This window comes from Enterobacter cloacae, assembly GCF_011078175.1.
GTDB lineage: Bacteria > Pseudomonadota > Gammaproteobacteria > Enterobacterales > Enterobacteriaceae > Enterobacter > Enterobacter cloacae_Q.
Genome location: NZ_JAALCJ010000001.1, coordinates 629,771 through 656,120, shown reverse-complemented (window position 1 = coordinate 656,120; position 26,350 = coordinate 629,771). Strand labels below are relative to the sequence as shown.

The following is a 26,350-nucleotide window of genomic DNA, read 5'->3' as shown; positions in this document are numbered from 1 at the left end:
TCATGCTTTATGTGTTAGGTTATATTCACCATAATAATGATTATCTTTATCAGAGGCTTCATTCAGTAAGTATGAGGGATATAGACTTTTTCACCTGGCGACGGGAATGCTTTCTCCGGTTTCAGGAAATGACCTGTGCCGAAGAGGTATATCAGGAACTTCAGCGACAAACGCAGGCGCTTGAATTTGATTATTATGCGCTTTGTGTTCGACACCCTGTGCCATTTACCCGCCCGCGAACGTCCGTCCATTCCAGTTATCCGCAACAATGGATGGCGGAATATCATTCTGAGAATTATTTCGCCATCGACCCGGTACTTAAGCCGGAGAATTTCATTCAGGGACATTTGCCCTGGACGGACGAATTATTCGCGGATGCCCAGCAATTATGGGACGGTGCGCGGGACCACGGTTTACGTAAAGGAATAACGCAGTGTCTGATGTTGCCAAATCATGCGCTCGGTTTCCTCTCGGTATCACGTAACAACTTACAGGCAAACGCCATATCCAGTGAAGAAGTTGAGCTGCGTTTGCAAATGCTGATCCAGATGGCGCTCACCACACTGTTGCGCTTTGAACACGAGACGGTGATGCCGCCTGAGATGAAATTCAGCAAGCGTGAACGGGAAATTCTGAAGTGGACCGCAGAAGGGAAGACGTCGGCAGAAATCGCCATCATTCTCTCGATCTCGGAAAATACCGTGAACTTCCACCAGAAGAATATGCAGAAGAAATTCAACGCACCGAATAAGATCCAGATAGCGTGTTATGCCGCAGCGACGGGGCTTATCTGACTGATATCACGTTCTGCGTGTCAGACGAGAAAACGGCTGAATGCTCTGCATCCAGCCGTTTTTGTTACTGGCGGTAGGCTTGTTTAATCTGCTTAACAGTATTGGCAAAAACAGCGGATTCCGCCTGGTCTTCCATCAGCGCGATCTGTTTTTCCATTTTAATGATCACACGACCAGCATCAGCCTGACCCATCGCTTGTAGCATAAGCGTCAGCAGTGATTTCAGGCAGTTTACTTCCTGTGCCAGTTCCTGGTTATTCTCGGCAGTGGCAAATTCAGGTGTGCTCATTTATTTTCCTCATTATAAAACAGCGCATGAGCGCGACGATGAAAGTTAAGGCGGCGGAGTATACCACAAGCTATGGCAAAAAATGCAGTGGTTGTTTTTCATACTTTTCCGCGTATTGTTTATTGGCCGGGGCGGATTATGAAGGTAATCTGTCCAATATGTTAGCGACAATTAAATGTTTATTGCCGGTGCGCTATTCGTTAATTGTTGTTACAAAAAATCGCTCGCTCTTTTTCGATTGAGTTAACAACTGTTTTGGTAAGTTTTTGAATGTCGATGCTAAAAAATAGCGCTAACATCGCAGCGTACAAGGGTTTTCTTTCCACTTTCTGTACAGTCTAATTTCCAAAAACGAGACCAGAATCGAATAGCGGATTTTTTAGCGTTTTAATCTTGCCCGGAAAACCGTTAATATAAACCCAATTAGCAGTCAGTAGCGTTATCCCTATTCTGGAGACATTTCCTTTGATCAACGTCCTTCTTGTTGATGACCACGAACTGGTGCGCGCAGGGATACGACGCATTCTTGAAGATATAAAGGGTATTAAAGTTGCCGGCGAGGCGTGCTGTGGCGAAGATGCCGTCAAATGGTGCCGCGCTAACTCCGCAGACGTGGTGCTGATGGATATGAACATGCCCGGTATTGGCGGGCTTGAAGCCACGCGCAAAATCGCGCGCATGTTCGTTGATACCAAAGTCATCATGCTGACCGTCCATACCGAAAATCCGCTGCCGGCCAGGGTTATGCAGGCAGGCGCTGCCGGCTATCTCAGCAAAGGTGCCGCGCCGCAGGAAGTCGTCAATGCGATCCGCACCGTTTTCGCCGGGCAGCGTTACATCGCTTCTGATATTGCTCAACAGATGGCCCTGAGTCAGATTGAACCGGAAAAAACGGAATCTCCGTTTGCCAGTTTGTCTGAGCGCGAATTGCAGATTATGCTGATGATTACTAAAGGTCAGAAGGTGAATGAGATTTCAGAGCAGCTGAATCTCAGCCCGAAAACGGTCAACAGCTATCGCTATCGTATGTTCAGTAAACTAAACATACACGGTGATGTCGAACTGACTCATCTGGCCATTCGCCATGGTTTGTGCAATGCGGAGTCGTTAATAAGTCAGTGAGTGAAGCGTTCGATTCAAAAGCATTTCTGAAAACCGTCACCAGCCAGCCAGGCGTCTACCGTATGTACGATGCTGGCGGTACGGTTATCTATGTCGGTAAGGCAAAAGATCTGAAGAAACGCCTTTCCAGCTATTTCCGCAGCAACCTTGCCTCCCGTAAAACCGAAGCGCTGGTCGCTCTCATACACAACATTGATGTCACCGTCACGCACACGGAAACGGAAGCGCTGCTCCTTGAGCACAACTACATAAAGTTGTATCAGCCGCGCTACAATGTTCTGCTGCGCGATGATAAGTCCTATCCGTTTATCTTCCTGAGCGGCGACACGCACCCGCGGCTGGCGATGCATCGTGGCGCTAAGCATGCGAAAGGTGAATATTTCGGTCCTTTCCCGAACGGTTATGCCGTGCGGGAAACGCTGGCGCTTTTACAAAAAATCTTCCCTGTTCGCCAGTGCGAAAACAGCGTTTATCGCAACCGCTCCCGGCCGTGCCTGCAATACCAGATTGGCCGCTGCCTGGGGCCGTGCGTTGAAGGGCTGGTAAGCGAAGACGAGTACGCGCAGCAGGTGGAATATGTCCGCCTGTTTTTAGCCGGGAAAGACGATCAGGTGTTGACGCAACTGATTGCCCGTATGGAAAAAGCCAGCGCGGCGCTGGAATTTGAGGAAGCCGCACGCATCCGCGACCAGATCCAGGCGGTGCGTAGGGTGACCGAGAAGCAGTTTGTTTCCAATACGGGTGATGACCTTGATGTAATCGGCGTAGCCTTTGACGCCGGTCTGGCCTGCGTTCACGTGCTGTTTATTCGTCAGGGAAAAGTGCTCGGCAGCCGCAGCTACTTCCCGAAAGTGCCGGGCGGCACCGAACTGGGTGAAGTGGTGGAGACGTTTGTCGGCCAGTTTTATTTGCAGGGTAGCCAGATGCGTACGCTGCCATCCGAGATCCTGCTCGACTTCACGCTGGATGATAAAACCCTGCTGGCGGACTCGCTTTCAGAGCTGGCGGGCCGGAGGGTGAATGTCCAGACGAAACCGCGTGGCGATCGCGCGCGTTATCTGAAGCTGGCGCGAACCAATGCCGCCACGGCGCTGACCACCAAACTGTCCCAGCAGTCAACCGTCAGCCAGCGTTTAACCGCGCTTGCGACGCTGCTCAAACTGCCGGAAGTGAAACGCATGGAATGCTTCGACATCAGCCATACGATGGGCGAGCAGACCGTGGCGTCGTGCGTGGTTTTTGATGCCAACGGTCCGCTGCGGGCAGAGTATCGTCGCTATAACATCACCGGCATTACGCCCGGTGACGATTATGCCGCCATGAACCAGGTGCTGCGTCGTCGCTATGGTAAAGCGATTGAAGAGAGCAAAATTCCGGATGTTATCCTTATCGACGGCGGGAAAGGTCAACTGGGGCAGGCGAAGGCGGTATTCGAATCGCTCGATGTGGAGTGGGATAAACACCATCCGCTGCTGTTAGGGGTGGCGAAAGGGGCGGATCGTAAGGCTGGCCTGGAAACGCTGTTCTTTGAGCCGGAAGGTGAGGGCTTTAGCCTGCCGCCAGATTCCCCGGCGCTGCATGTGATCCAGCATATCCGCGATGAGTCGCACGATCACGCCATCAGCGGTCACCGCAAAAAACGGGCGAAAGTTAAAAATACCAGTACCCTTGAGACGATTGAAGGCGTCGGACCAAAACGTCGCCAGATGCTGTTGAAGTATATGGGCGGATTGCAAGGATTACTCAATGCCAGCATGGAGGAAATTGCAAAAGTGCCGGGTATTTCGCAAGGGCTGGCAGAAAAGATCTACTACTCGTTGAAACATTGAGGGCTCTGTAGCAACATAGAGCTAAATTTTACTGACAACAGACAGTTACCGTCATCATGCGATTTAATATCCCTACGTTGCTCACTCTCTTTCGCGTTGTGCTCATTCCGTTCTTCGTCCTGGCATTTTACCTGCCGGTCGTCTGGGCGCCTTTTGCCTGTGCGCTCATTTTCCTGATCGCTGCCGTTACGGACTGGTTTGACGGTTATCTGGCGCGTCGCTGGAATCAGAGTACCCGTTTTGGCGCGTTCCTCGATCCGGTTGCGGATAAGGTGATGGTGGCAATCGCGATGGTGCTGGTGGCGGAACATTATCATACCTGGTGGGTGACGCTGCCCGCCGCGACCATGATTGGACGTGAAATTATTATCTCTGCCCTGCGCGAGTGGATGGCGGAGCTGGGTAAACGCAGCAGCGTGGCGGTCTCCTGGATCGGTAAAGTCAAAACCACCGCACAGATGGCGGCGCTGGTGTGGATGCTGTGGCGTCCAAATGCGTGGGTAGAGTGGGCGGGCATTGGTCTGCTGTGGGTTGCAGCGGTGCTGACACTGTGGTCAATGCTGCAATATTTGAACGCTGCGCGCGGTGATTTGCTTGAACAGTGATCGTTTCGGCTTAATTTTCAGCAAACGATCCTGAGATGCAAAAAATAACGTTGACTCAAAACGTCATATCAGTAGAATGCAACGCATCGAACGGCGGCACGGTTAGCCGGACGATAATGAAATCAAGTATTTAGCAAGTGGCTTGATGATATGCGGGAATAGCTCAGTTGGTAGAGCACGACCTTGCCAAGGTCGGGGTCGCGAGTTCGAGTCTCGTTTCCCGCTCCAAATTAAAGCATCGGCAGTTTGCGGGTGCAGGTCGAAAGACAAAAGATTTAAGGCGCGTTAGCAAAGCGGTTATGTAGCGGATTGCAAATCCGTCTAGTCCGGTTCGACTCCGGAACGCGCCTCCACTTTCTTCCCTGGCCGGATGGTGGAATCGGTAGACACAAGGGATTTAAAATCCCTCGGCGTTCGCGCTGTGTGGGTTCAAGTCCCACTCCGGCTACCATGGGAAAAGTAGAATAAAATCAATGATAAGCAGTGTCGTATAAACCACCGAAAGGTGGTTTTTTATTGCCTGATTTTCGCTATTTGCTATTCTTTCGCCATTCGGCTTCGCCACAAAAAGAGGGCATTACTTCCCCCCCGACTACCGGAACAACAGGAATTTTTTCTATCACAGACGCGCGGTCTGTGACGCGTATTTGTGACCAGCGATTCCCTGTTTTTCGTTAAGTGTGTCTCCCGGATCCGATATCCCTTTTACTTTTAAATCGTGGAAAGTGAACATGAAGTCAGGCTCAGGAAATTTCTCTGCGGCAATGGCGTTCGCTTTTCCCTGCTGCGCATTAAAGGCATCTCTTGTGGCTCTCAAACGGAATGGACAGAAAGCAGGTGGCAATTATCTATGATGTTGCTGTCTGTACGCTTTATAAAAAATTTCCTGCATCCAAACCGGCTTAAATTTGTGCACATAGGGTTTCAACCGGAAAATTTACAAAAATAATAATTCGAAGCCTGATAGAAACTTAGAAACGAAGCGGTGAAGCTTTAAACAGTCGCTACGACTCAGATGTATTGCGCGTTAACAGAAACAAAACTACTGTATATAAAAACAGTATTTGAGGTATGTGCAATGGAATTCATCAGGCCTACAGAACTGCGAGAAATTCTCGCACTCCCACTGTACAGCGATTTGGTGCAATGTGGTTTCCCCAGTCCCGCAGCTGATTATGTAGAGCAGCGTATTGATCTTAATGAGTTGCTTGTTTCCCATCCCAGCTCAACGTATTTCGTTAAAGCCGCAGGGGATTCGATGACAGAAGGGGGGATCAGCGACGGTGATCTGCTGGTGGTTGATAGCTCACGGGTTGCTGAACATGGAGATATCGTCATTGCGGCCGTGGATGGTGAATTTACTGTTAAACGCCTTCAACTGCGTCCGACTGTTCAACTCAATCCGATGAACAGTGCTTACAATCCGATTGTGGTGGGCAGCGAAGATACGCTGGACGTTTTCGGTGTAGTTACTTTCATCGTTAAATCGGCGAGCTGAGTATGTTTGCGCTCTGTGATGTGAATTCGTTCTACGCATCATGCGAGACGGTGTTCCGTCCCGATTTGAGGGGACGGCCGGTGGTCGTTCTCTCGAACAATGATGGCTGTGTAATCGCACGCAACGCCGAGGCCAAAGCTGCCGGAATTACAATGGGAGAGCCTTTCTTCAAGCAAAAGGACTTATTCCGGCGCGCTGGGGTTGTTTGCTTCAGCAGTAACTACGAACTCTATGCTGACATGTCCAATCGGGTGATGACAACGCTGGAGGAAATGAGCCCTCGCGTCGAGATTTATAGCATCGACGAAGCTTTTTGCGACCTGACAGGAGTTCGCAACTGCCGGGATCTGACGGAGTTTGGCAAAGAAATCCGCGCTACCGTTATGAAGCGGACGCATCTGACCGTCGGGGTTGGCATTGCGCAGACAAAAACACTCGCAAAGCTGGCGAATCACGCTGCCAAGAAATGGCAGCGCCAGACTGGAGGGGTAGTTGATTTGTCCAATATTGACCGACAGCGTCGGTTGCTGGCTATCGTACCGGTAGAGGAGGTGTGGGGTGTAGGGAGGCGCATCAGCAAGAAGCTAAACGCTATGGGCATCAAAACGGCTCTGGACCTTTCTGAGCAAAGTACGTGGATTATCAGGAAAAACTTTAACGTCGTACTCGAGCGAACCGTGCGAGAGCTGCGCGGAGAGCCATGTCTTGATCTTGAAGAGTTTGCTCCTGCTAAACAGGAAATTGTATGCAGTAGGTCATTCGGCGAACGCGTTACTGAGTATGAACAGATGCGCCAGGCTATTTGCAGCTATGCGGCGCGTGGTGCCGAAAAGCTTCGTGGCGAGCATCAGTATTGCCGCTTTATCTCCGTATTTGTGAAAACGTCTCCCTTTGCGCTTAAAGAGCCGTATTACGGTAACAGTGCGTCCATGAAGCTTCTTACCCCCACTCAGGATTCACGGGACATCATCAATGCTACTGTAAAATGCCTGGACAAAATCTGGAAAGATGGCCAACGGTACCAGAAGGCCGGCATTATGCTTGGGGACTTCTTTAGCCAGGGTGTGGCCCAGCTCAATTTGTTTGACGAGAACGCGCCGCGTGCCGATAGCGAAAGGTTGATGGAAGTGCTCGATCATCTGAACGCTAAAGAGGGAAAGGGAACCCTTTACTTTGCCGGACAGGGCATACAGCAGCAGTGGCAAATGAAGCGTGAAATGCTTTCGCCGCGTTACACTACCAGGTATTCCGATCTTCTCAGGGTCAGATAATCTTTTGAGCACTCAGGGACATTTCGTGTCAGGAGCGGACGTTGCAAAAGCCAGCTGTTTCAAATAACAGACGTATTCTCGAACCGGATACGCATGTTTTTCAACAACCCCTCTCTGGCTCGGGCGGTAGTACCCCATTTTCGCGGTTTATTTCTGTTGCAGCCAGCGCTGAACGCCCGTTGATGCCGAGTCAATTGCGCCAGCCAGATAGCCCGAGAACTGCGGCGACCATTCACTGGCGATACCGGTTATCTCGGCAGACCATTCTCCCCTGGCAGGAAGTTGCTCAGGCATTGCGTGCCCGACTTCCTGCTGGAGATCAAATTCCGTTGCTGTAAACGGATCGGCTGCCCAGTCTTTTATATACTCAGCTTCGGGTTCTGCCGCCTCCTGTCCAAATAAGCGTACAAGCTGTTCCCGGCAAAGGTCTTTGAGCACAGCGTCGCTGACGGTCCATCGCGATTTTGCCGGTACGCCAATAAAACCAAAAATCGCCGTTTTACCCGAATCTGGCTCAGATACATCGTGGATCTCTACCATTGGCCCAACGCGGCTTCCTGCATTTCCTGAAAGCTGTCGCTCATGTAATAAGTCTGTTTTATATACAGCGACATATTTTGCATGGGGAGCCATCCATGTCGGGATTTTCCGCCAGTTTGACAGCACCTGTTCCGCCATCGCCGGTCTGAAATCTATTTTAGCTGCCAGGGCAGGAGGCAAAGCGAGGAAGACATGCTCACCGGAAAACACGGCCTTTTTACTGCCTTCGGACCGGGTATGGACCTGCACTTCCTTGCCAGCCCGGGAAACCGCCACCACCTGATGGCCGGTTTTAATCTTCTCAGCCGGGATCTGACTTTTAAGTGCCGCCGTCAGCGCCTGCATTCCTTCCTTCAGCCCGAAAGACGCCGGGGAGCTCTCCCATGCCGGATAGCGTTCGGGGGGCGAAGTCAGCTGGCGTTCGTAGAGCATGTCACCCGGACGGCCGTGCGCGATTACCGGAAGGTTAAGCCGCGCGATCAGTTGCGCGAAGTCCGGTTGAATATCAGGCCAGAACCACGCTGCCCCCATATCTACATGATTGCCAGCGGAGGTGCCCGCCAGTTCCAGGCCTGACAGCACGCGCCCGCCCGTTCTGTCACGAGCCTCAAGGATCACATAATCCACACCCGCTTTTTCAAGCAGCGTGGCGGCATAAAGGCCGCTGATGCCCGCACCAATGATTACAGCGCTCTGCTTCATAATGTCGCTCCGGTCAGGGTTGTCGGGCTGAGATGTCCCGTTTTCAGATAAAAAAGTGCGCCAGAGGCGGTGGCCATCAGAGCAGGCCTGTCACCCGGTGGAAACCGCAGCCAGCTTCCTGCCTCATAGCAACCTTCCGGCGCATGGAGTTCCCCTTGCAGAAGAAGGAGCTCTGCTCCGCCAACAAGCGGCGCACGGAAAACCCGCTCGCCCGGAGCAAGCTTCTGAAGCAGAACGGTTTCCAGGGGGCCGGAGTATAAAGGGCAGATTTGTCTTTGCGGCTGACCGTGCCAGTTAGCTGCCTCCTGGGTATTTATCCTGACCGGCTGGCGTTCATCGGCAGACATCTGGCGCAGCTTGACAAAAATCGTCGTGCCGTCGCGACTTGAGGGCTGGTGAGAAGAACCGTCCGGGCTGCGCAGGTACCAGCCGGCAGGGTGATCGACACCGTTTTCGGTAAAAGTCCCCTCGAGCACCAGAATCTCCTCTCCGCCGGGATGGCTGTGTGCGGGAAATTCGGATCCGGGCGCATACCTGACAAGGCTGGTTGCACGGGCCTGCTCACGGCCTATCCGGTCGAGCATGACGCGTTCCACACCCGGCTGCGGGGAAGGCACCCAGCGATAATCATCCGGCGTGATGATGGCTCTTTGCGAGAAATCAGAATTCAGTAACATCATAATCAGTCAGTTGACGGCACCCATTGGGATGCCGTCTGCGGGCCTATTTATTCGGCAGGTTATCGTAAACATCCAGAGCACGCGCGGTATAGGTCAGCGCAGCACCGGTATTGAGGTTGATGGCGACGGCAAGCGCTTCGGCAATCTCCTCGCGTGTGGCACCGTGCTTAACCGCAGCATCCACGTGCACCGCCAGGCATCCGTCGCAGCGGGTGGTGACGGCCACGGCCAGCGCGATCAGCTCATGGGTTTTAGGATCAAGGTGCTTGTTTTCAGACGCGCCTTTATCCATTTGCTGAAAGCCTTTCATAAACTCAGGTTGCAGTTTGGCAAATTTGCCAATGGTGGCGAGCAGGCCGCTGCGATATTCATTCCAGTTTAAGAACATTGAAAACTCCGGTTTGTTGTCTCAGAAAAACATAATTACATAACGTCGTAGATACGTACGTCAGGGTCGCTGTTCAGGTAAGGTTTCAGGCCTGCAACCACATCCTGGGTAAAAAGCGGGCTGTTAAGATAGGCCTGCGCCTGGGCTGTGGTCGCAAAACCGTGCAACACCTGCACGTCCTGGTCGCGGATAAGCAGTTCTTTCGAGGTGGCGCCGTCGATGGTGGTCAGAAACGGGGTTTTGTACTTCTGATAGACCCCCGCGGCTGCCGCACGGTTTTCATTGCTGATATCAAGGGTGATTTGCAGATAGGCCATCGTTCTCTCCTTCGCTCAGGTTAAGGCAATGCCGTCAGGGCCACTGCCGTTCGTTGAGAGGGATTATCGGAAAGCTCGCGAGCGCCAACAAATCAGATAATCTTGCGAAGCGGAGAAGAAATTCTATGTCGCCTGGTTTTGCGGTCCGGAAGGCATCAGGTAGTCTCAGACACAACGTCCTGCACAAGCCAGTCGTGAAAAACTTTGACTTCTTCACGCATGACGTTCTGCTGCGGAGTGACCAGGTAGTAAGACCAGGTCAGCGGCCAGCGATGATCGGAGTGCAGCTGAACCAGCTGGCCCGTTTCAATCAGCTGCTTCACCAGGGCGTAGCGCACCACGGCCACCCCCCGGCCACTCAGTGCGGAGAGAATAACGGCAGAGGTGGAGTTAATATGCAGGCCGCTTTCCTGCGCTTCAGGCGCACCAACCGCGCTCAGGACATCGTCCCATGAGGGAAAATTCGCCCCCGGATGCGGCGTGTCATCGTGGATCAATTTCTGGGTGGCAAGCCACTCAGCGCAGGTGATTTTCTCTGCCGGAACCAGCCGCGGACTACAGACCAGTACCGCCTCTTCATCCATCAGCCAGGTCTTATTCACGCCGGGCCAGTCCCCCTGGCCGCAGCGGATGCCGATATCCGCCTCGCCGTGCGACACGTCCATCAGCTTCTCCGTCACGTTAAGACGCAGGTCGATTGTCTCATGGGTTTCTGAGAAGCGGTTCAGGCGTTCCATCAGCCAGTTCATGACCAGAACCTGTGAGGCGGTGACGAGAACAACGGATCGTGCCCGGCGGCCGCGCAGTTTATTTAGGCCGGTTTCCAGCTTATCCAGCCCCTGAGTGATGTCCTGTAAGGCTTCCTGCGCTTCATCCACGAGGGTCAGACGCTCTTTCCCGGAGCGGGTGCGGTGGAGCAGCGGGTGTCCTACCCAGTCCTCCAGCGAGCGGACCAGCTGACCCACGGCGGCTGGCGTAACGCCCAGCTCCCGGGCGGCGCCGGTGAAGCTGCCGTGTCGGGCAGTGGCCTCGAAAGCATGCAGCCACTTCAGTCGGTTTAGCGATCGCATTGCAGGGATCCTTATTCAGCGTTTTTTTCAGTATACCTGAGCGAGAAAGATTTTCTTTCCTGCATCGCAATTTCTTCTCAGTCGTCAATCCGGCTTCAGGGTGGCATTCTGGCTTCACACGATGAGGAGCAGCGCTTTTCATCAATGACAACCAAATGAATTTAAAGAGGTTAGCGATGAACGCATCTTTTGCCGGTAAAAAACTGTTAGTGGTTGGTGGTACCAGTGGAATGGGCTTTGAAACAGCGAAGCGGATTCTGAAAAACGGCGGCAGCGTTGTACTGGTTGGTAATCGTCAGGATAAAGCCGAGCAGGCCCGCCAGGCGCTGGCTGCTGACGGTCAGGTTTCCATCATCGTTGCCGACCTAATGAAAGAAGAAGGTATGCAGCACGTGGTGAACACCATTAATGCCGAACACAAGGATATCAGCCTGCTGGTCAATGCGGCCGGTGTATTCTTCCCGAAACCGTTCACCGAACACGAAATGTCTGATTACGACATGTACATGAACATCAACCGTGCAACCTTCTTCATTACCCGCGACGTGGTGCGCAACATGGTTGAGGGCGGCATTAAAGGCTCAATTGTCAATATCGGCTCCATGTGGGCGCAGCAGGCCATCGGTGCCACACCGTCTTCAGCCTACTCTATGGCAAAAGCCGGTCTGCACGCGCTGACCAAAAACCTGGCGATTGAGCTGGGCGAAAAAGGGATCCGCGTGAATGCCGTTTCTCCGGCCGTTGTTCACACGCCGATTTACGAAGGCTTCATTCCGAAAGACGACGTGAAGGACGTGATGAACAGCTTCGACAGCTTCCACCCGATTGGTCGCGTGGGTACCCCTGTTGATATCGCGGAGACCGTTGCCTTCCTGCTTTCTGACAAGACTGGCTGGGTCACCGGCGCCATCTGGGATATCGATGGTGGCGTGATGGCTGGCCGTAACGCCTGATGACTCTGCCGCACGCGGGCGACCGCGTGCGGCACTGGAGTACTTATGCAAATCCAGACCGTAAACTATGACCTTGTCACTACGTGGTGTGGTGGCATGGCGAGCCGCACGCGTTGCCAGTCCATCACGGGTGACAGAAGTCAAAGCCACGTTATCGATTCCGATGAACCTGTCTCGCTGGGTGGCGAAGGGCGGGCGCCCGGTCCTCAGGATCTGCTGCTGGCCGCCTTTAACACCTGCATGACGGCCGCCTTTGTTCAGGAAGCCATTGGTGCGGGCATCACGCTGACCCATCTTGATATTGAGACCCACGGTGAGCTTCTGACGGGAATATCCCGATACTGTGAAAAAACCACAGATGCCTCTGCTGGCAGGCTGCAATATGTCATTCACGTCAGCGGGAATGGAACGGCCCATCAGTTTGAATACGTCCATCAGCGGGTCATTAACGCCTCCTTGAACCGGTGGTTACTGGCTCAGAACATGTCGATAGAGGGTGATTTAATTCTTATCTGACGCGGTCCGGACACCCTGATTATCCTGAAGAAAATACGATGACCACACCACGAGTGCCCCCTGGCAGGATGGCGAGCCCATCGATACGGATCTACTTAATGCGATGAAAGCCCGACGTCCCGGTAGGGAACTGATTGGCATTGACCGCATATTGCTTAAAAGCTTTCCGCTGGCCACAGGCTGGAATGAACAGATGGTGCGGGTTCGTCAGCATTTCTCACTCAGCCTTGAATAGCGGGAAATCATCATGCTGCGCGTTGCCTGGCTGAATAAAGCAGAATTTGAATGGACCTGCTGGGTACCGGAAAAACGCCGCTGCATGTCACGCCGGGTATGATGATCGGCGCTGAACGAACCCTGACAAGTCCCTTCGTCAGCACACCGGCGCAAACCGAACGCGCGCTACAGTTCAGTCACCTGTTTCAGTCGTTGCCCGTCACAGAACTGCTGCCGTTTGAAAGGGCAAATGAGGCGCTCAGCAGACTTAAGCAGGGTCTGGCACGATACCGGATAGTGCTCACCATGAATCATGGTTGATTTATCACATGTCCAAAGTACATTTTCTTCCCGTTGCAGACCAGAAAAAGAATATCATCCGCCTGTCGGCCGCACAGGCTCCCGGCAGTTCGCTGGCTACGCTTCCCGCCACTGTGTTTGTGCTGGGGATGGCAGCCTGTATTCTGCCGTGAGGTTCACTGGCGCGAAAAAAGGTCGTAACGCCACCTTTATGGTCGGCACCGGGGCAGGCGTCATCACCGGCCTGACGCAGCCTGAGTTAGTTAAAAAACGCAACGGCATCTATCTGCGATGTGGCACACCCTGGTTTGAGGGGGGATACCGGATAACTTACTGGCATTGCCCCTCAGGGCGGGCATGTCCGGCGGGGAAAGGAACAGTATGAGACAGGCCATTTCACCAGCAGTCAAATGCTGTTCCAGGGCGATATAAGCAAACTGCCGATCAAGCAGGGCACACTTTCGTCATTCGTGAAATAGTGCATAGATATTCTGGAAAATGTGTTTGATAACGGGAAGACTCATTTCGAAATGATTCCCGCACAGGTAAATACGCCTGTACGGGAATGGCCATTCAGTAATTTTACTTGCTCATAACTTTACCGTCTGGATATCAATCCTGGCCGTGAACCATATCCGCACAATATTGAATGCCAATACCGAACGCACCGCCGTGTTTCTGGCTGATCGAGGTGGTCAGATCGTACGTTTCATGACGCGCCCAGTCCCGCTGTAGTTCAAGCAGGTATGTCAGTGCAGTAATCGGTTTTGCGCCTGCCTGAATCATACGCTGCACGGCGCGTTCATGAGCTTCCGCGCTCATGTCACCGCTGGCGTCGGTAACGATATATACGTCGAAACCCTGCTCGATAGCAGTCTGGACCGGGCCATTCAGACAGACGGATGTCCACAGACCCGCAAACACCAGACGGTCGCGACCCAGTGTGTTGACAGCATCGACAAAGTTACGATCTTCCCATGCGTTAGAGGTCGAGCGGTTAATGTACGCGGTATCATCCGGGAACACCGCGGCTACTTCAGGGAATACCGGGCCGGCAAAATCATGACGTGAAATCGTTGATACCAGCGTTGGGATATTAAATCCTTTTGCCGTTTCGGCGAGAATAGCGGTATTTTGTCTCAGCAGACCAATATCAATATTTTTCACGTTAAACGCCATCTGACTCTGGTGATCAAGTAAAATCAGTGCATGGTTTTGAGGGCTTAACAGATTATTGGCAGCAGCAGGTGTGGCGTTGATAGTCATAATATTTCCGCGATGATTGTTTGATTTAAAAGATGTATTAATAAACAGCCTTGTGAACGCAGGAAAACTATACAAAAAATAGTTTTCATTTGTCTGTTCATTTTTGCAATAGTGCCTTTGCAAAAATGAACAGTGTGAAGAATCAATGAATTTTATATAAAAAGAGATTCAAACTATCGTTTGAAAATAGATTTTCTGTTTTCGGATAAATAGTTCGTACAGTGATTCATAAACTCTCTTATTCTTGCCGATTTCCTCACGTCAGGATGCGCGAGCAGCCAGATGTCTTCGCCAACGCCCTCAACCTCTGGGCTGATTTGCTTCAGTTTATCTATTTGATTGCCATGCATGCAGGGTAAAAGACCGAGCCCCATTCCACTGGCTATTGCTGAGGCCACGTTAAGCACGGAATCGCCGCGAAAGATGATATTTTTCTCGGGGATATTTTTTTCAATCCACATAAAAGCGTTCAGCCGGGACATGGCGTAACTAAAAGAGACCCAGCGATGCTCCGACAGCGTTGCAAAGTCGAGCCGTTTTTCCTCCCAGCGTTCACGTAAACCGTACACGGCCCAGCATGCTGCCCCCACTTTGCGGCCGGAAAGGTGTTCAGGAATAGTGGTGGTGGCACGAAAAGCGATATCTGCGCCGCCGTCGAACAAATTCACTGATTCGTTACCAGTCGAAACCTGGAAGGAAATGCGCGGATTGAGGTGGATAAATGATGCAATCAGGGGGTTTAGGTAATCCTGTAAGAGGGCGTCCGATGTGGTCACGCTTATTTCACCGGATAACCCGCACTCCTCCTCTTCGATATTTTGCAGAACATAGCTGATATCTTCTTCAATACGATGCCCCAGTTCAATCAGAGCCGCACCTGCTTTCGTGGGAACATACTGCGTACGATGCCGCAAAAAAAGGGCGAGCGACAGAGAGGACTCTATTGCCCCCAGTCGGCGAAACAGGGTTGAGTGGTTGATGCCCAGCGCGTCAGCGGCGCGCGATAAATTGCCGTGCTCGCCAATGGAGATAACGGTTTTCAAATCATCCCATGAAAAATTCTGTGGGGTTGTTTTCTTCATACTCTCTAAATCCTGTGAGTTTATCTACCTGTCAGCTGCGACAACAAAATGACATGTGAAAAACGGATGATCAAAAAAATGGGAATTCATCTGAGAAGCCATGACCTGCTTTCCTGATGCTAACGAATGTCACCCTATCGATTGCCGGCACCGTAAATCGTTTTGACGAAAAATGGTAAGAACCGTTGAACACGCTTTTAGAAGTCAGTCTGGATATCGAAGATGAACCGTTACACGGCCGGACTGGAAGGCAGTATGAGCCGTCGCGGTAACTGCCATGACAACGCGGTTGCAGAAAACTTTCTCCAGCTACTGAAGCGTGAACGGATAAAGAGATTGATCTACGCCGCGAGAGGCGAAGCCAGAAGCGATACTCTTGATGACCTGAAATGTTTTATAACAGCAGGCATCGGCCTGTTTCAGGCGAGCAGACACCACCGGCTGAATATGAAAACCTATTTTTTCAACGGCTGAGAAATGCCTGGATTATCCGTGGTGATCCAACCCTTTTGAAGGGAATTAAACAGACTGGCATTATGCTATCGTGTAGCGGGCGCGATATGCACTGTGGAAATTTGCAGGTTTGCGATACCGACGCCCCATGCCATTACCTCATTTAAGGGACGCTATGTCTTTACCGCCATTGTACGCGTTGCGTGCGTTTGAAGTTGCTGCACGGTTGAACTCCTTTAGTAAAGCCGCTGAAACGCTCAATATTACGCCGGGCGCGGTCAGCAGACATGTTCGTACCCTTGAACTGTGGTTCGACTGCGAGCTTTTCAAAAGGCAAGGTCCTCGGGTGGAAGTCACTGAAGCCGGGCGAGTGCTTGCCGGGCAGCTTAATGAAAGCTTCACGAGCATTGAATGGGCCTGCCGGGCATTTCGTAGTGAAAACCATCTGCTGCGGCTAAAAGCACCCAGTACCCTGACCATGAGATGGCTTCTCGACGTGCTGCGGTCCTTTCGTCATCACCATGCGAAGCCGCAGGTTGAGATTGCCAGCGTCTGGATGGATATTGATACCGTTGATTTCAATCTTGAGCCATACGACTGCGCCATTCTTCTGGGTAATGGGCGTTTTGGTGACACAACGGAAAGCCAGCTGCTTTTTCAGGAATGGCTTATCCCGGTTTGCGCCCCGTCGCTTATCGAACCTGCCCGACAGCACCTGACGCAATGCGATTTGATCCATCCTTCACCGGACAGACGTGACTGGCGGCGCTGGCTGCGAAGAACAGGAATGTTCCCTGGGCTCGATATGAGTAGCGGTATGGTGTTTGATACTCTTGAACAGGGAAGTATCGCCGCGATGAATGGGCACGGCATCGCTATCGCCGACCTGCATCTCACGCTTGATGCCTTGAAAAGCGGCCTGCTGGGGCTGCCTTTCAGGGAAGCTATCGCGACGGGGGATGGCTATTATCTCGTCTGGCCAAAAAATTCGCTCAAAAGAGAAAGCATTCAGCATCTTTTGGCCTGGCTGCATAATCATACCCCGGTCGTTCCGGCGCTGGATATCGATTATCTGGAATATGATGACAATCGGGTTTATGAATACCGTTATGAATAAGATATGTTTGCCATCTTTTTATAACGTTCCGGTAAAGCGCTGTTCAGGTTGAGCACCTTATCCAGAATATAAAACGCTGGCGTGTTTTTTTGCTGCTCAGCATCAATGATTGCCGCGCGTAATAGCGTGGCGGCAGACGAAATTTTGTGAAAATACGCTTCAGACTCGGGTGTCTGTAATTCACCAGACGTGGCGTAACGCACGTCCGGCCAGCCAGAGAAGTTAAGCAATGGAAGGGGGTTACCTTCTTCAGGCTGACAGGATGAAAGCAACGCAGCTGCTTTTTTGGGATCGCTATGGGCAGCTGAAAGCATGTACACGCGCTGCGAAAACGGTAACAGGGCATCAGAATGATTTTTGATGGAGAGAAGCATGGACATAAAATTCGTTATATCGCCATCGGATGGCGTTTCGGATGGCGATATAACTTTCATTAACTGAAATAAAGCATCAAGCGTCATGTTTGCCTCGGTTCCTCTCATTATTACCTTTCAGTTTGTGCCTGAACGTTTGAGCCCCCCGTCAGGAGGGTCGAGAGGATAATATTTGAAGGGGGGCGTTTTTGAAAAACGATTAATAATGGCAATCACTGTGAGTTTTTCTCACTATAGCGTCATCGTTTCACACTCCACCCAGGTACGCCTTTCTCACCTCCGGATCCTTCAGCAACGCCTCGCCGCTGCCGCTTAACCGAATCTGCCCGTTAACCATCACATAGCCGCGGTCAGACAACTTCAGCGCATGGTGCGCGTTCTGCTCTACCAAAAAAATCGTCATCCCGTTACGAGCCAGTTCGCGTAGCGTCTGGAAAATCTGTTTAACCACGATGGGCGCGAGACCGAGGCTGGGTTCATCCAGCAACAAAAGTTTAGGACGGCTCATTAGCGCGCGGGCGATAGCCAGCATCTGCTGTTCACCACCGGAGAGCGTCATCGCCCGCTGGTTACGTCGCTCTTTGAGGCGGGGGAAGAGGTCGAACATGCTTTGCATATCTTCCGCTGCGTGCTGATTGCCGATGGGGATTGTCCCCATCAGCAGGTTCTCTTCTACAGACATATCCGGGAAAATGCGGCGCCCCTCTGGAGCCTGCGCGATGCCACCGGTGGCAACATAGTGGGTGGATTTCTGAGTGATATCCTCGCCGCAGAAGAGGATCTGCCCGTTGCGGATCCGGGGCTGACCAAAGACAGACATCAGTAATGTTGATTTCCCCGCGCCGTTAGCGCCAATCAGGGCCACGGTTTCCCCTTTGTTTACCTCAAGCGAAACCTGCTTCAACGCCTGAATCACCCCGTAGAAAACATCCACATCATGAAACTGAAGCATCGGTTCGCTCACAGATTTACCTCGCTTTCGTCGGTGCCCAGATACGCGGCAATCACTTTTTCATTGTGCTGGATCTCAGCTGGTTTACCTCTGGCAATGACATCGCCGTGATCGAGCACAATGATGTCATCTGAAATGCCCATCACCATCCCCATATCATGCTCGATCAGCAAAACCGTGATGTCGTGATGGTCGCGCAGAAACCGGATGATCTCGCTCAGCTTATGCGTCTCCACGGGGTTCAGGCCGGCAGCTGGCTCATCGAGACAAATCATCTCCGGGCCGGTACACATGGCCCGGGCGATTTCGAGGCGTCGCTGCTGGCCGTAGGACATTTCTCCGGCCAGACGGTTCGCGCAATCCACCAGACCCACCACTTCCAGCCAGTAAAACGCCCGGTCCAGCGCATCGTTCTCTGCCCGACGATAAGCCGGGGTGTTCAGCACCCCCGCCAGCAGGTTACGGTTGACGCGCATGTGCTGTGCCACCAGCAGGTTTTCTACAACGGACATCTCGCGGAACAGGCGGATGTTCTGAAACGTGCGCGCAAGACCCGCGCGGTTCACCAGGTGCGTGCCGCCAAACATCTTATAGAACAGGCGTTGACCAAGCTGCGCCGGGTTGAGCCAGTCGCCCGGCTGGAATTTCTGGCCGAGCACCTGAATGACATTGGTGGTTTTATTTCGTGTATTGAACAGAATGTTGCCGCCCGAGGCCCGGTAAAAACCGGTCAGGCAGTTAAAAACGGTCGTTTTTCCCGCACCGTTAGGCCCAATGAGAGCGGTAATGGAACCGCGCTGCACCTCAAGATTGACGTCGTTTAAGGCCTTGATCCCGCCGAAGTGCATCATCAAATGTTCTACACGCAAAATCGTTGCGTTCATGGCGCCACTCCTTTCCGTACGGAAAATCCGCTGCGGTTGATGCGAATCAGACCGCGAGGACGCCAGATCATCATCACCACCATCAGCATGCCAAACAGCAGCACGCGGTATTCCGCAAAGCTGCGCAGCAGCTCCGGCGTGACGGTCAGCACAAAGGCGGCCAGCACAACGCCCAGGGTAGACCCCATCCCGCCCAGAACCACGATCGCGAGGATCAGCGCCGATTCAAAAAAGGTGAAGGAGGTCGGGTTAACAAACCCCTGATAGGTGGCAAAAAACACCCCGGCGATACCTGCCGTTGATGCGCCCAGAGTGAAGGCCGAAAGCTTGACCAGAACGTGATTAAGCCCCAGGGAACGGCAGGCAATTTCATCCTCACGGAGTGCTTCCCACGCCCGTCCAATGGGCATTCGGGTCAGCCGGTGTTTAATGTACAGCACCAGCATGACTACCAGGAAAAGCACCGCATAGATGAAGATAAACTTCATGTTGGGGTTATAGGTCAGGCCGAAGAACTCGTGGAAAGGGACGCCGCCTTCTTTGGCGCGTCGGCCAAATTCAAGGCCAAAAAAGGTCGGGGCAGGGGCTGAAACGCCGTTAGGCCCGCCGGTGAAGGTGAGCCAGTTGTTCAGCACCAGGCGGATGATCTCGCCAAACCCGAGCGTGACGATGGCAAGATAATCCCCATGCATGCGCAGCACCGGAAAGCCGAGCAGAGCGCCCGCGCCCGCGGCCATTAGCGCCGCCAGCGGCAGCATGCTCCAGAACCCAAGCCCCAGATACTGATACCCGAGCGCCAGCCCGTAAGCGCCAATGGCATAGAAAGCGACATAACCCAGATCCAGCAGTCCGGCGAGCCCGACGACAATGTTCAGCCCAAGACCGAGCAGGACGTAAATCAGCCCGAGAATGGCAACCGTCAGAACGTATTTAGTGGCCACAAACGGGAAGCAGATCGCCAGTGTGATTATCAGCGGAATGATCCAGCGCATGCGGCTTTTATACGCCGGTGGCCGAACATACACCCCCGCATTGTCGGATTCAAAGCGCGCATGCAAACGTCTTCCGGCCGCCGTAGCTGAAAAGGCGCTCAGCAAAAAGCGTCCCACCATCACCGTGCCTACAATCCACGCCAGCCGCTGGCCGTCAAAGGTAAAGCTGTAACCATCCAGTATCACGCCCGCAATCGGGCCGAAAATAATCAGGGCGATCATTCCGGAAAAAATCGAGTCCAGAATGCAGCGCTTCAGGGAAAAACCGTCAGAGGTCATCGCGTTGTTCCTTACACTTTAGCCACGACAGGGCGGCCCAGCAGCCCCTGAGGACGGAAGATCAGAATTAAGACCAGTAATCCGAAGGAGAAGACGTCCTTATAATCCGAGTTCACCATCCCGGAGAATTGCGCTTCTGCGACGCCCAGAATCAGCCCGCCAAGCATCGCGCCGGGCAGAGATCCGATGCCGCCCAGTACCGCCGCCGTAAAGGCCTTGATGCCGATAACGAACCCGACGTAGAAATCAAAGGTGCCGTAATTCATGGTGATGAGCACACCCGCCAGCCCGGCCATGGCTGCGCCGATAACAAACACCAGCGAAATAATTCTGTCGGTGTTGATACCCAAAATGGAGGCCATCTTACGATCCTGCTGCACCGCACGGCACATGCGTCCTAAGCGGGTACGGTTGATAATCCAGGTCAGCACCAGCATGCCCGCGAACGAGGCGATGAGAATAAAAACTTTGGTATAAGTTATCTGGACAAACCCTTCTCCAAGGTGAAAACGCAGCACGCCATCCAGCATGGTGGGCACGCCCTGCTGCCGCGGACCCTGGCTGAGCTGGACGTAGTTTTGCAGTATCAGCGACATCCCGATGGCCGAAATCAGCGGCGCCAGACGCGTCGAGTTGCGTAGCGGCTTGTAGGCGATGCGCTCAATCGTCCAGCCATAAACGCCGGTGACCACAATGGTGAAAACCAGCGTGCCCAGGATCAGCAGCGGAAAGGAGTGGAGCCCAAAAAACGCCAGCAGGGCCAGGCCAATGGCCGAGAGATAGGCGGAGATCATATACACTTCGCCGTGGGCGAAATTGATCATACCGATAATGCCGTACACCATGGTGTAGCCGATGGCGATAAGACCGTAGACCGAACCCAGCGTTAAGCCATTAATTAACTGTTGCAGGAAGAATGTACTCATGGTCGCGCACCTGAATAAAGGGGTTACGCCGACAGGCAAACCTGCCGGCGCAGAGCAGATTCCGTCCCGTTATGGCACTTCTTTGTATTTGCCTTTGTCGTCCCACTGGTAGACCACGTAGTCTGACACCTTGAGGTCACCTTTGCTGTCCCAGGCTTTTTTACCCATCACCGTGTCGACAGGATTAGCCTTCAGCCACTCGCTGGCTTTTGCGGAATCCGTCCCATTCGTGGCCTTGAATGCCGCCGCGATAGCCTGTACCGAAGCGTAGGCGTATAGGGTATATCCTTCTGGTTCAAACTTACCGGCGCGGAATTTCTCAATGACGGCTTTTCCGTCCGGGATCAGGCGCGGATCTTTACCGAAGGTCATGTAAATACCGTTGGTGTATTGCGGCCCGCCGGCGGCGGTAACCATCTCTTCATTGACGATACAGTCACCCGAAAAGAACTTCGCCTGCACGCCCTGTTCACGCATCTGGCGAACCAGCGGGCCTGCTTCCGGGTGACAGCCCCCGAAGAACACCACGTCCGGTTTTTGTGCGCCAATCTTGGTCACCAGCGCGTTAAAGTCTTTTTCCCCGCGCGATAGCCCTTCGTACATCACATCCTTAACGCCGCGTTTCGCCAGGGCCGCTTTGGTGGCGTCCGCCAGTCCCTGACCGTAGGTGTCTTTATCGTGGATGATGACCACCCGTTTGGCGTTCAGCTTATCGATAATAAAATCGCTGGCAATCTGGCCCTGCTGGTCGTCACGACCGCACATGCGGAACATATCGCTCATGCCGCGCTCGGTAATAAGCGGGTTCGTAGAGCCGGGGGTAATAGAAAGGATCCCGGCATCGCTATAGACCTCGGAGGCGGGCATGGTCGACGAGGAGCAGAAGTGGCCGACGACCGCTTTCACGTTATCCTGATCGACTAAGCGGTTGGCAACGGCGACGGCCTGCTTGGGTTCGCAGGCGTCGTCACCCTGTATCAGTTTGATTTTCTCACCATTGATCCCGCCTGCGGCGTTAATGTCTTCTGCCGCCTGCGTAGCGCCATGCCAGTATTGATCGCCATAGGTTGCGTTTGGGCCTGTGAACGGCCCGGCAACGCCGATCACAATATCGGCCTGCGCGGAAAAGGCCGTCACCAGACAACCGGCCAGCACCAGGGAGAGGGGAGTTTTGGTAAATTTCAGCGACATTATTATGTTCCTTAGCAAAGAGGTTTTTGCACCAGGTATAAACCCGAACGCCTGATGGCATCGTTAATCCAAAAACAAGAGCGAGAACAAAATGCACTTTAGAAGCAATCTCCTGCTTAATACGGCGAGGATCCTACGCACCGCGAAGCGCGCAGAACATTAAGCAAAAAGGTTGCCAGAATGGTTAATCCCTTGACCGGGTCACAACACGTTGAGTATAGAGCGCCGTTTTATGCGCCTTTGTGGGATGAGATGAATTTACAGCGGAGATCACATCTCCTTAACAACAAAGCCCATAAGTTGTGCAACGGTCACGATTTGCACGTTTTTGCAGCAGTAAAGACCTAAACTTAAGATAGGCACGCACGGCGATATATGTCAGGATCGTTTTTTTTATCAGGAGTATCAGCAATGGCTGAAGGCCCATTAAATGAAAGCGAGATGGCGTGGCTGGAAGAGACATTAATCTCTTACGGTCACGACGATGCATCCGTGATTGACGTGTCCGAACTGGACGGCATGCTTACCGCAGTACTTTCCGGTCCCGTTGTGGTGGAGCCCGACACCTGGCTGGTGGCGGTCTGGGGTGGGGAGAAATATATTCCGCGCTGGAAAAACGATCGTGAGATGAACCGTTTTATCGATCTCTGCTTTAAGCACATGAACGATATTGCCGAGCGTTTGAGCGAATACCAGGATCAGTTTGAACCGCTGTTTGGCTATAACGACGTTGACGGTCAGAGCTATACCGTGGTGGAAGAGTGGTGCTATGGCTACATGCGCGGCGTGGCGCTGACGGACTGGTCATCCCTGCCGGAAGCGCTGGAAGCGGACCTGGCCGTGATTGCCCTGCACGGAACGGAAGAGAACAGCGAGAAGCTGGATGCGCTGACCGAAGAGGAGTATATGGCCAGCATCGAGAGCATTCAGCCTGCGGCGCTGCGTTTGTATAACTACTGGGTGGCTAACCCGCAGCAGCAGGAAGTGAAAAAGCCTGTCGTGAACGGGTCGAAGGTGGGGCGTAACGACCCGTGCCCGTGCGGGAGTGGGAAGAAGTTTAAAAGCTGCTGCCTGCATTAAATCATTAATTACTGTGGCCTGAATGGGGCACGGGTGTTGAGTCCCCGCTAAAATCGGCGAACCGGAGACCAGATGACAAGGGCTGGACGCCATGGATGGCGGCCAGAGGCGAATCGAGACAGGATGTCGAGTTGAGCCGACCGCAGGCAGATGGTCGGGAGGTGAGCGCAGTGCGAAGCACCGATTTTCCGCGGGGCCGCGGGGATTGATAAGGGGGCCGCGGCGGCCCCCTTATCCCGTTCACATGCTGTGAAAAAATTATATTCTGTTGATCTTAAGGTGAACGGAACAGTACCTTAGGACCTGTATAAATAAGTTATCCCACTTCCGGCAGCATTCCCGCTGCAATCAGCACCTGCACCAGAATAATCACCACCCCACAACCAAACACCGCGCACAGCATTGGCGTACCGCCCGCTACGCGATACCCCTGCTGCGGATGCTGCATGCGGCTCTTCCACGCCAGCAGGGAAGGCAGCAGCAGCGCCAGTACCGATAACGCCACGCCGGCATACCCCAGCGCCATCACAAACCCGCGCGGGTAAAAGAGCGCGAAGGCCAGCGGCGGCAGGAAGGTCATTGCCCCCGTCTGTAAGCGTCCGGCAACGGTGTTGCTACGCTGGAACAGGTCTGCCATGTAGTCAAACAGGCCAAGCGCCACGCCGAGGAAGGAGGTTGCCAGCGCCAGGTCTGCAAACAGATGTACCGCCAGCTCCACGTGTGGAGAGGCCACCACGTTACGCAGGGCTACCAGGAAACCATTTAAACCAGAATGCTCTGCCATCAGGCCGATAAAGGTATGGGAATCTATACTGCCCAGCGTCACCAGCTGCCAGAACAGGTAGGCAATCAGCGGAATAGCGCTACCGATAACAAAGACGCGGCGCAGCTTGCGGATATCGCCCTTCATATAGCTCACGATGCTCGGCACGCTGCCGTGAAAGCCGAAGGAGGTGAAGATCACCGGGATGGCCGAAAGCGCCAGACCCTTCTCCAGCGGCAGGGAGAGCAGGTTAACCTTGTGAACATGCGGTGCCAGCAGCACCAGCATCACAACAAGGAAGAGAATTTTTGCGCTGAATAAAAAGCGGTTAAACAGATCGACCAGCGACGTGCCCGCGCAAACCACGCCGCCACCAATCAGCGCAAAGACAATGGCGCCTGTTTCTGGGGAAAGCGACGCACCGAAGCCGTCATTGATACTTGACGCGATCAGTTCCCCGGCGCCGCTGATGTAAGCGGCAGTCAACGCGTACATCAGGAACATCATGCTGAAACCGGTGATCCACTGCCCGTAGCGTCCAAGATAGCGTGCCGCCAGAGAGCCTAAGCCGGTATCGGCAGGGACATGCTGATAAACTTCCAGCAATAATAGCGCGGTGTAGCACATCAGGGCCCACAGACCGCCCAGCAGCGCTACGGTAACCCCAAACCCGACGCCGGCGGCAGCCAACGGCATGGCCAACATTCCTGCGCCAATTGTCGTTCCGGCAACGATAAAAATACTTCCCAGAGTTCTGTTCTTCACGCTTTCCTCTACAACGCTTCCATACCGCGACTCATTCTGCGGCGCAGAGTAAGGGAAAAGCCCCATCTCGTCAAATCACCGTTACATAGGGTGTAATGATTAATTTACAAAAAGAGAAGCGTTACCTGCGCCAGCGCAAAGCGTGTCCTGGAAGGAGCGTTTAGTCTGCTTTTTATTTATGAGAGGTAACCATGTCAATTCACGGACACGACGTACTTAATATGATGATTGAGTCAGGTGAGCGCTATACGGAGGAGAGTCTGGTAGAGGCGATACATGCCCGCTTTGGCGAAGCGGCGCGTTTCCATACCTGTTCAGCTTCCGAGATGACAGCCGCGGAGCTGGTGGCGTTTCTGGCGGCGCGCGGAAAATTCATTCCGGCAGCAGACGGATTTTCCACGCACGAAAGCAAAATTTGCCGACATTAAATAAAGCGGTGCTGAAAACTCAGCACCGTTTTTCTATTAATTCTGGGTATCAAGCGTCGACAGTTCTTTATCGATGAAGTACAGGCCTTCCCCGGATTTGCCCGCCAGAGATAATTTATCCAGCACGGATTTAAACAGCTTCTCTTCTTCGTGCTGTTCAGCCACATACCACTGAAGGAAATTAAAGGTTGGATAATCCTGGCTGGTCATAGCGGCATGAGCCAGTTCATTAATTTTCTGAGTGATCAGCTGTTCGTGCTCATACGTGGCGCGGAACAGTTCATCAAGAGAGCCGTATTCTGCGAAAGGTGATGCCACGTTATCAATGCGCGGCAGGCTGCCGGTATCCGTAAGGTAATCAAACAGACGCTGCATGTGCGTCATCTCTTCCTGAGCATGACGACGCAGGAAAGCGGCCGCGCCTTCAAAGCTGTGATAGCTGCACCAGGCGCTCATCTGCTGATAAAGCAGGGAAGAAAACAGCTCAAGATTCATTTGCGCATTGAGCTTGTCGATCATTTCAGTTTTTAACATGGTGCAGCTCCGGTTTATTAATTCTGGTTCACGATGAGCGACACTATAATTTGTTATTTAATTATTTGCAAAAAGTAAAATAAATATCTCTTTATTAAAAATACGAATGGGAATAAAACGCATTGCCACCATTTTTATTTATTAATGAGAATTGTTTGTGTTCTTATTAAATAA

The 26,350-nt window shown here is 52.8% G+C and carries 30 protein-coding genes, 3 tRNA genes and 2 pseudogenes; 18 read left to right on the top strand and 17 right to left on the bottom strand.

What is annotated here, in order from left to right:
- The first annotated feature begins 71 nt into the window (after positions 1-71).
- Positions 72-794: a transcriptional regulator SdiA gene (sdiA, locus tag G6Q29_RS03160; protein ID WP_165464481.1), complete on the top strand. Its 723-nt coding sequence runs from the start codon at positions 72-74 to the stop codon at positions 792-794.
- 64 nt (positions 795-858) lie between these two features.
- On the opposite strand, the gene G6Q29_RS03155 is transcribed toward sdiA, so the two are convergent.
- Together G6Q29_RS03155 and G6Q29_RS21820 are read right to left on the bottom strand one after the other, a co-directional pair.
- Positions 859-1,083, bottom strand: coding sequence for a DUF2594 family protein (locus G6Q29_RS03155; protein WP_165464480.1), 225 nt, complete (start codon positions 1,081-1,083; stop codon positions 859-861).
- Complete coding sequence (locus G6Q29_RS21820) at positions 1,070-1,150, bottom strand: hypothetical protein (protein ID WP_418235935.1); 81 nt, start codon at positions 1,148-1,150, stop codon at positions 1,070-1,072. Before G6Q29_RS21820 ends, G6Q29_RS03155 begins: the two co-directional genes overlap by 14 nt.
- Before the next feature lie 398 nt (positions 1,151-1,548).
- Here G6Q29_RS21820 and uvrY point away from each other — a divergent pair, with 398 nt between their 5' ends.
- The 9 genes and pseudogenes from uvrY to G6Q29_RS03110 all read left to right on the top strand — a co-directional run bounded on the left by uvrY (position 1,549) and on the right by G6Q29_RS03110 (position 7,408).
- On the top strand, positions 1,549-2,205 hold the full coding sequence (gene uvrY, locus G6Q29_RS03150; protein ID WP_006811135.1) for a UvrY/SirA/GacA family response regulator transcription factor: 657 nt from the start codon (positions 1,549-1,551) through the stop codon (positions 2,203-2,205).
- Positions 2,202-4,034, top strand: a complete 1,833-nt coding sequence (uvrC, locus tag G6Q29_RS03145) for an excinuclease ABC subunit UvrC (protein ID WP_165464479.1) — start codon at positions 2,202-2,204, stop codon at positions 4,032-4,034. Before uvrY ends, uvrC begins: the two co-directional genes overlap by 4 nt.
- Before the next feature lie 56 nt (positions 4,035-4,090).
- The gene (gene pgsA / locus G6Q29_RS03140; RefSeq protein WP_003859652.1) at positions 4,091-4,639 is read left to right on the top strand and encodes a CDP-diacylglycerol--glycerol-3-phosphate 3-phosphatidyltransferase; all 549 of its coding nucleotides are present in this window, start codon (positions 4,091-4,093) and stop codon (positions 4,637-4,639) included.
- 152 nt (positions 4,640-4,791) lie between these two features.
- Positions 4,792-4,867: transfer RNA gene (locus tag G6Q29_RS03135), tRNA-Gly, on the top strand.
- Positions 4,868-4,918: 51 nt separating this feature from the next.
- Positions 4,919-4,992: transfer RNA gene (locus G6Q29_RS03130), tRNA-Cys, on the top strand.
- An 11-nt stretch (positions 4,993-5,003) separates the two neighbouring features.
- A tRNA-Leu gene (locus G6Q29_RS03125) sits at positions 5,004-5,090 on the top strand.
- A gap of 359 nt (positions 5,091-5,449) precedes the next feature.
- Positions 5,450-5,545: pseudogene (locus tag G6Q29_RS03120) on the top strand (helix-turn-helix domain-containing protein); the annotation flags it as partial.
- Positions 5,546-5,717: 172 nt separating this feature from the next.
- The gene (locus G6Q29_RS03115; RefSeq protein WP_165464478.1) at positions 5,718-6,137 is read left to right on the top strand and encodes a translesion error-prone DNA polymerase V autoproteolytic subunit; all 420 of its coding nucleotides are present in this window, start codon (positions 5,718-5,720) and stop codon (positions 6,135-6,137) included.
- Positions 6,138-6,139: 2 nt separating this feature from the next.
- Complete coding sequence (locus tag G6Q29_RS03110; protein ID WP_165464477.1) at positions 6,140-7,408, top strand: Y-family DNA polymerase; 1,269 nt, start codon at positions 6,140-6,142, stop codon at positions 7,406-7,408.
- A gap of 147 nt (positions 7,409-7,555) precedes the next feature.
- Here G6Q29_RS03110 and G6Q29_RS03105 read toward each other — a convergent pair whose 3' ends face one another.
- The 5 genes from G6Q29_RS03105 to G6Q29_RS03085 all read right to left on the bottom strand — a co-directional run bounded on the left by G6Q29_RS03105 (position 7,556) and on the right by G6Q29_RS03085 (position 11,105).
- Positions 7,556-8,650 (bottom strand): flavin monoamine oxidase family protein, encoded by a 1,095-nt coding sequence (locus G6Q29_RS03105; RefSeq protein ID WP_165464476.1) that lies wholly within the window; start codon positions 8,648-8,650, stop codon positions 7,556-7,558.
- Positions 8,647-9,330: a cupin domain-containing protein gene (locus G6Q29_RS03100; RefSeq protein WP_165464475.1), complete on the bottom strand. Its 684-nt coding sequence runs from the start codon at positions 9,328-9,330 to the stop codon at positions 8,647-8,649. Before G6Q29_RS03100 ends, G6Q29_RS03105 begins: the two co-directional genes overlap by 4 nt.
- 43 nt (positions 9,331-9,373) lie before the next feature.
- On the bottom strand, positions 9,374-9,718 hold the full coding sequence (locus G6Q29_RS03095; RefSeq protein WP_007712977.1) for a carboxymuconolactone decarboxylase family protein: 345 nt from the start codon (positions 9,716-9,718) through the stop codon (positions 9,374-9,376).
- A 35-nt stretch (positions 9,719-9,753) separates the two neighbouring features.
- Positions 9,754-10,035 (bottom strand): hypothetical protein, encoded by a 282-nt coding sequence (locus tag G6Q29_RS03090; RefSeq protein WP_165464474.1) that lies wholly within the window; start codon positions 10,033-10,035, stop codon positions 9,754-9,756.
- A 155-nt stretch (positions 10,036-10,190) separates the two neighbouring features.
- Positions 10,191-11,105, bottom strand: a complete 915-nt coding sequence (locus tag G6Q29_RS03085; protein ID WP_165464473.1) for a LysR substrate-binding domain-containing protein — start codon at positions 11,103-11,105, stop codon at positions 10,191-10,193.
- A gap of 176 nt (positions 11,106-11,281) precedes the next feature.
- Here G6Q29_RS03085 and G6Q29_RS03080 point away from each other — a divergent pair, with 176 nt between their 5' ends.
- The 4 genes from G6Q29_RS03080 (at position 11,282) to G6Q29_RS03065 (ending at position 13,263) form a co-directional block, all read left to right on the top strand.
- Complete coding sequence (locus G6Q29_RS03080) at positions 11,282-12,058, top strand: SDR family NAD(P)-dependent oxidoreductase (protein WP_165464472.1); 777 nt, start codon at positions 11,282-11,284, stop codon at positions 12,056-12,058.
- A gap of 45 nt (positions 12,059-12,103) precedes the next feature.
- The gene (locus G6Q29_RS03075; protein WP_165464471.1) at positions 12,104-12,574 is read left to right on the top strand and encodes an OsmC family protein; all 471 of its coding nucleotides are present in this window, start codon (positions 12,104-12,106) and stop codon (positions 12,572-12,574) included.
- A gap of 285 nt (positions 12,575-12,859) precedes the next feature.
- Positions 12,860-13,111 carry a hypothetical protein gene (locus G6Q29_RS03070; protein WP_242637186.1) on the top strand — a complete coding sequence of 84 codons (252 nt, stop codon included), beginning with the start codon at positions 12,860-12,862 and terminating at the stop codon, positions 13,109-13,111.
- 8 nt (positions 13,112-13,119) lie between these two features.
- Positions 13,120-13,263, top strand: a complete 144-nt coding sequence (locus G6Q29_RS03065; RefSeq protein WP_431732530.1) for a hypothetical protein — start codon at positions 13,120-13,122, stop codon at positions 13,261-13,263.
- A 439-nt stretch (positions 13,264-13,702) separates the two neighbouring features.
- On the opposite strand, the gene G6Q29_RS03060 is transcribed toward G6Q29_RS03065, so the two are convergent.
- Complete coding sequence (locus G6Q29_RS03060; RefSeq protein WP_165464470.1) at positions 13,703-14,356, bottom strand: isochorismatase family protein; 654 nt, start codon at positions 14,354-14,356, stop codon at positions 13,703-13,705.
- A 173-nt stretch (positions 14,357-14,529) separates the two neighbouring features.
- Positions 14,530-15,438, bottom strand: a complete 909-nt coding sequence (locus G6Q29_RS03055) for a LysR family transcriptional regulator (protein WP_165464469.1) — start codon at positions 15,436-15,438, stop codon at positions 14,530-14,532.
- Between the two features lie 243 nt (positions 15,439-15,681).
- Here G6Q29_RS03055 and G6Q29_RS03050 point away from each other — a divergent pair.
- Positions 15,682-15,911 (top strand): annotated as a pseudogene (locus G6Q29_RS03050) (IS3 family transposase); the annotation flags it as partial.
- 155 nt (positions 15,912-16,066) lie between these two features.
- Positions 16,067-17,008: a LysR substrate-binding domain-containing protein gene (locus tag G6Q29_RS03045; RefSeq protein WP_165464468.1), complete on the top strand. Its 942-nt coding sequence runs from the start codon at positions 16,067-16,069 to the stop codon at positions 17,006-17,008.
- On the opposite strand, the gene G6Q29_RS03040 is transcribed toward G6Q29_RS03045, so the two are convergent.
- From G6Q29_RS03040 to G6Q29_RS03015, 6 genes are all read right to left on the bottom strand, one after another.
- Positions 16,999-17,469: a hypothetical protein gene (locus G6Q29_RS03040; RefSeq protein WP_165464467.1), complete on the bottom strand. Its 471-nt coding sequence runs from the start codon at positions 17,467-17,469 to the stop codon at positions 16,999-17,001. The two genes, G6Q29_RS03045 and G6Q29_RS03040, sit on opposite strands and share 10 nt — an antisense overlap.
- Before the next feature lie 160 nt (positions 17,470-17,629).
- The gene (locus G6Q29_RS03035; RefSeq protein ID WP_165464466.1) at positions 17,630-18,346 is read right to left on the bottom strand and encodes an ABC transporter ATP-binding protein; all 717 of its coding nucleotides are present in this window, start codon (positions 18,344-18,346) and stop codon (positions 17,630-17,632) included.
- Entirely contained in the window at positions 18,343-19,218 is an 876-nt protein-coding gene (locus G6Q29_RS03030) for an ATP-binding cassette domain-containing protein (RefSeq protein WP_165464465.1), read from the bottom strand. Before G6Q29_RS03030 ends, G6Q29_RS03035 begins: the two co-directional genes overlap by 4 nt.
- Positions 19,215-20,489: a high-affinity branched-chain amino acid ABC transporter permease LivM gene (livM, locus tag G6Q29_RS03025; RefSeq protein WP_165464464.1), complete on the bottom strand. Its 1,275-nt coding sequence runs from the start codon at positions 20,487-20,489 to the stop codon at positions 19,215-19,217. Before livM ends, G6Q29_RS03030 begins: the two co-directional genes overlap by 4 nt.
- An 11-nt stretch (positions 20,490-20,500) precedes the next feature.
- On the bottom strand, positions 20,501-21,415 hold the full coding sequence (locus G6Q29_RS03020; RefSeq protein WP_003859667.1) for an ABC transporter permease subunit: 915 nt from the start codon (positions 21,413-21,415) through the stop codon (positions 20,501-20,503).
- 69 nt (positions 21,416-21,484) lie between these two features.
- Entirely contained in the window at positions 21,485-22,606 is a 1,122-nt protein-coding gene (locus G6Q29_RS03015; RefSeq protein WP_165464463.1) for a branched-chain amino acid ABC transporter substrate-binding protein, read from the bottom strand.
- 411 nt (positions 22,607-23,017) lie between these two features.
- Here G6Q29_RS03015 and G6Q29_RS03010 point away from each other — a divergent pair, with 411 nt between their 5' ends.
- Positions 23,018-23,686, top strand: a complete 669-nt coding sequence (locus G6Q29_RS03010; RefSeq protein ID WP_165464462.1) for a YecA family protein — start codon at positions 23,018-23,020, stop codon at positions 23,684-23,686.
- A gap of 316 nt (positions 23,687-24,002) precedes the next feature.
- Here G6Q29_RS03010 and tyrP read toward each other — a convergent pair whose 3' ends face one another.
- Positions 24,003-25,214: a tyrosine transporter TyrP gene (gene tyrP, locus G6Q29_RS03005; protein ID WP_207309769.1), complete on the bottom strand. Its 1,212-nt coding sequence runs from the start codon at positions 25,212-25,214 to the stop codon at positions 24,003-24,005.
- 191 nt (positions 25,215-25,405) lie between these two features.
- Between tyrP and G6Q29_RS03000 the strand changes: the two genes are divergently transcribed.
- Positions 25,406-25,642 (top strand): YecH family metal-binding protein, encoded by a 237-nt coding sequence (locus tag G6Q29_RS03000; RefSeq protein ID WP_003859673.1) that lies wholly within the window; start codon positions 25,406-25,408, stop codon positions 25,640-25,642.
- A 36-nt stretch (positions 25,643-25,678) separates the two neighbouring features.
- Here G6Q29_RS03000 and ftnA read toward each other — a convergent pair whose 3' ends face one another.
- The gene (gene ftnA, locus G6Q29_RS02995; RefSeq protein ID WP_003859676.1) at positions 25,679-26,176 is read right to left on the bottom strand and encodes a non-heme ferritin; all 498 of its coding nucleotides are present in this window, start codon (positions 26,174-26,176) and stop codon (positions 25,679-25,681) included.
- Between the last annotated feature and the right edge of the window lie 174 nt (positions 26,177-26,350).